Source organism: Aetokthonos hydrillicola CCALA 1050 (assembly GCF_017591665.1).
GTDB lineage: Bacteria > Cyanobacteriota > Cyanobacteriia > Cyanobacteriales > Nostocaceae > Aetokthonos > Aetokthonos hydrillicola.
Genome location: NZ_JAAKGC010000216.1, coordinates 1 through 4,448 on the forward strand (window position 1 = coordinate 1; position 4,448 = coordinate 4,448).

Genomic DNA, 4,448 nt, shown 5'->3' on the forward strand with positions numbered 1-4,448 from the left:
TCCTTTATTTTCTCACCTACATGTATAGTGAGTTGTCATTTGATTGATAAGTGTTCAATCAAAAGCTAGCCATCCTCTTTAGGTTTCGGCTAAACGAATCGCACTGCATCTCCAGTTCCCAAGGTACTAGCACTAATTTGTCCGCCATTGCTAAGGACTAGTGAATTAGACGATAAAGAAATATTACCTCCATTGCCTATTGCCTGTTGTTGAACATTATTGGTGATATTACTTCCATTACCATCAATGTTTATGTCCCCAGTGATATTTAGCATAATATCCCCAGCCTTAGAGCCAACATTACCATGAGCTGAAGCTATGCCAGCAATCAAGCTACTTCCACTGTTTATATTGAGATTGCTAGCATTAACAGCAATGCTGCCACCACCACTGCCTGAGGCATCAACTGACGCTCCGTTGAGTAAAGATACCGAAGCTAGGGTAGTTTGATTAGGAAAACTCAAGGTCAAATTATTCTCATGCACCTCAAGTCCTACCGTGCCTGGAGATGTCAAACCACCTAACTCAACATGACCACCATAGGCTCTTAATCTTCCACCATCCATTGTTAGATCGCCACCAACCAACAGCAAACTCTTACCATCTGGAATTTGTAACCCAGATGAATTTCCTGCTGTTGGTGCTATTGAACTGTTTTGAATGGATGCATTCTTGACAATCTGGTTATAAAACAACGCTGTTGGATTAACTGTCAGCAAAGCAGGATTATTTGGCACACTAGCACTAAACATTCTCTGGTTACCAAATTGAATGGCATTAGCAGTAGTAGCAACAAATGATCCACCAACATTCAGGCTGGCATTTTTCCCAAAAACAATGCCATTGGGGTTTAGGAAGAATAAATTTGCTGTTCCCGAAGCTTTTATTACCCCATCAATATTAGAAACTGAGCCACCTGTGACGCGACTAAAAATGTTTTGTACATCCAGACCGTTGTTGAAAGCAGCTGTACTACCATTGGGAACAGAAAACTGCTGGAAACTGTGGAATAAATTACGTGCTGCTTGAGTTCCCCCAGTAATATTAAATGTGCTGCCATTAATTGTGACACTGGAATTGTTCGGTAGAGTCCTGTCAGGTGTGATTTGGGCATGAGCACAATTGGCAGGAAGTAAGCCTGCTGTGACTACAATCATCCACAGTAACCCATAGCAAATATCATCCCTCCCTGCCATTTTGGTCTCCTTTAAAACTTGTGGTTTACTTTGAAGTACAAGTAACTACAAAGTACCTATTAGTATTACAACTGCTCTTTAATAACGTCCTCTTTCTTAACAAGATTTTATTAACGAAATGCTAAGGATGCATTCCGGTGTCAAGCTTTCTTTTTCCGGGAGAAGGCTTTATGCTTCTCAAGAAATGCGGGGCGATCGCAAAGATAAGCACATTTGGAGGAAGCACTGCATATGTATAGACGCTGTCTATAGTATACGGACATTTCGATAACTAGTTCTTATTAATCCTATTACTTTTTCCGTGTCAAGTCCTCTTGCCGAATTGTAACAATATTGTTATATTTATTTACATAAGTTAAAAAACAAGAGATAACAAACAAACCATGTACACCACTTATAACGAAGACGGCGTTCTCAACAACTACCCCAACGAAACCAAGCCTTACTATGCCGAGTATCCAGCGATTTGGGAACAACGCAAATACGTTGTCCAAGGTATATTCGCTGCATCATTTGTTGCTGCTTTAGCTTTGGTTGCCTTTGTAGCTAGTTAAGCATTACATAACAATTCGGTATCTCCCATCAATATTTCGACTTCCTCTTTTTACCTCAGTGCAACGGGCTGAGGTTTTTTGTTATGGCTAGGAGTGTTCAAGTGCTTGCCGCTACTCTTACTAACTGATAATGTGGGTGGTGTATTCTGACTCCTGACTCCTGACTCCTGAATTCTGTTTAATTATGCTTGAGATAGATAATATTTCACTAATTGTCTGATTTTTTTGTCTGTTAATGTTGAAACTTGACCCCGCTCAAAGCGGGATAATTGATATGGATTTACACGACAGGCATGAGAGGCTGTCAATATTTGAATATTTTTTTCTTTCCTCAAGTCCCTAAGCTCTTTTCCAGCGATTTTAATCACCATTTGACCATTTTTTTTGGATTTTAAATTTGAGCGTAAAGTTTTTTGAGGATGGTTAACCGAAGGCTGACTCACTGTCGTTTGCGCTGTCCTAAAGCTTCCGGAAGGAAAAGCGCGATTACATGGATTCTTCCAAGCGTAGTGGATGGTTTTTAGTATATCTTTAATAAAGTCTAAGATAAAAAGTGAAATAGTTAGCAGAAGTATGATGTTTAGAATTGCTTGAGCAGTCATAGCTTGAATTTCTTTGGGATAGGAACCATAGCAGCAAGTCGGCACTGAGTCAAGGACGCGTAGACGCTCTGCGGCTTGTCGTAGACATCGCTCTCGCGTTATCATCCAAATCTATTTCCGGGACACAATTTCGAGCCACCTCAAAACCGATTATCATACTGAGGTGGCCAGCGGACAAGCTGGGGCTGAAATATTTAATAAGTAAAAAATTTTACACTTAGAATGAGGTAAGCCATTTTACCGTAATTATCTACAACATTAATGATTTACCAATGGGCAATAATGACTGGCAGCAGCGTCATGGCAATAGTTAAATCAGCTGATGCGCAGCTAGATTATATAAAACGAAGATGTAAAATTATTGTAGTGCGGGCATCTTGCCCGCGTCTCATATATAAATTAAATGCGCAACAGCTTACTTCCCTAATTTATTAAGCGCTAAAGTGATAGGCTTACGATCAACCAGTTGAGTTAAATCAGGTTCTTTGCCCTTCAATAACCCTAATGACTTCATTCTGGAGAGTGTATAAGCGAGGCGTTTTTCTTCAATCCCATCGCCGGTGGGGAAAACCTTATGTTTTCCTAACAGCACATCATAGGTATGGGTAATAACACCAGGATCAAAACCAGTCGTTTTAGCAGCTATCTTGATCGTCTCGGCTTTGTTGTCGTACATAAACCTGTGTGCCTGGATTAGTGCAGTCAGGTAACGCACAGCAATATCGGAATTTTTTGTTAACCAGTCTTTACGGACTATATAGGAGCCATAGTAATAGTCCGGTTCTACCTTATGTAAATCAACAAGTACATGAAATCTCGGATCGCGTTTGAGTATTTCTGCAACTTGCTCAGTTTGAAGTATTGCTGATTCAATTTGTCCAGATTTCAGTGCTTGAATATAGCTTGGAGGAGAGATGGGGATATATTTTACATCTTGGGGTGTTAATTGAGCAGTTTGTAACACCATCCGCGTCATGATCTCACGAAATGCGCCGATATCTTGCACCCCAACGTTCCTACCGCGTAAATCTCCTACAGATTTAATTGTTTTGGGTGTAACCATCGAAACAGTGAGTCGGTTGGCGTAAGTACCAATGATTGCTAAATTTCCGCCAGCAGATGCAGCATTGATCACTGGCTCAAAGCTAGATCCGCCGATCGCCGCGTCATTAGCAACCACCGCCTGTACAACTTTCACCGCCGAGTCTAAGTTTTTAATACTAACATTCAAGCCTTGTTGCTTGAAAAACCCCATTTCTTGCGCGATCGCCACATCAACGTTAGCAAAACTAGTTTTCGCAGTTGGCAAAGCAATCGAGATTGTAGCTGTATCTCCCGACGGTTGTTTGCTACACGCGATAAATATAATTACAACAATAAACACAGCAATTAACCGCAGTCGTCTTTGCATCAAAACCTCCTACCTAATTAATTAATTAATTGACTATTATCTATGACGCCAAGGTGAAATCTGTGCTTCTGCCATTTCTAGTAGTGCGGTACTAGCAACACCAACAACCATTAGTACAATAACAGGTACAAAAACCCGTGCAGTCTGAAATGAATGGGCATTGGAGACTATCAGGTATCCTAACCCCGAAACAGCAGTGTAAAACTCAGCAACTATGACGGCAACTAATGCTCGACCAATTGCTAGACGAATTCCAGTCATCACAAAAGGCAATGCTGATGGAAGTATTAAATCTATCCAAAGCCGATATTCTGTAGAACAAAACGAATGCGCAACCTCAACCAGCTGAGGATCAACCTCACGTACCCCACGCATCGTATTGATGAGTACCGGAAATATTGTAAATAACAATACCACAACTATCTTTGCTGATGTACCAAAACCAAACCATAAAATGAGGATTGGTACTAAGGCGATGAGAGGAGTGACGTAGAGTGCTGTAATAGGTATATCTAATAAAGCAGCAATGACTGTATGACGACCAGTAACCAAACCAATAGCAATGCCAATAAGCGTACCCAGTAGAAAACCTGTAATGAGTACAGTGGCGCTTTGGCTCAAGGCTAGCAAAAGTGTACCATCACCAATCATGTCGATTGCGGCACGTGCGATCGCTGTTGGATAG

The 4,448-nt window shown here is 41.0% G+C and carries 5 protein-coding genes; 1 reads left to right on the forward strand and 4 read right to left on the reverse strand.

The window, feature by feature from the left end; translation table 11 throughout:
- Window positions 1–89: 89 nt before the first annotated feature.
- A complete protein-coding gene (locus G4P69_RS35745; RefSeq protein WP_208344230.1) occupies window positions 90–1,196 on the reverse strand; it encodes a filamentous hemagglutinin N-terminal domain-containing protein in 1,107 nt (368 codons plus the stop codon).
- 383 nt (window positions 1,197–1,579) lie between these two features.
- On the opposite strand from G4P69_RS35745, the gene psb34 reads away from it, so the two are divergent.
- Window positions 1,580–1,750, forward strand: a complete 171-nt coding sequence (gene psb34 / locus G4P69_RS35750; protein WP_208344229.1) for a photosystem II assembly protein Psb34 — start codon at window positions 1,580–1,582, stop codon at window positions 1,748–1,750.
- Window positions 1,751–1,932: 182 nt separating this feature from the next.
- On the opposite strand, the gene G4P69_RS35755 is transcribed toward psb34, so the two are convergent.
- From G4P69_RS35755 to G4P69_RS35765, 3 genes are all read right to left on the reverse strand, one after another.
- Window positions 1,933–2,352, reverse strand: a complete 420-nt coding sequence (locus G4P69_RS35755) for a helix-turn-helix domain-containing protein (RefSeq protein ID WP_208344228.1) — start codon at window positions 2,350–2,352, stop codon at window positions 1,933–1,935.
- Between the two features lie 415 nt (window positions 2,353–2,767).
- Window positions 2,768–3,763: an ABC transporter substrate-binding protein gene (locus G4P69_RS35760; protein ID WP_208344227.1), complete on the reverse strand. Its 996-nt coding sequence runs from the start codon at window positions 3,761–3,763 to the stop codon at window positions 2,768–2,770.
- Window positions 3,764–3,799: 36 nt separating this feature from the next.
- Window positions 3,800–4,448, reverse strand: a 649-nt coding sequence (locus G4P69_RS35765; RefSeq protein WP_208354683.1) for an ABC transporter permease, incomplete at its 5' end; no start/stop codon positions are given.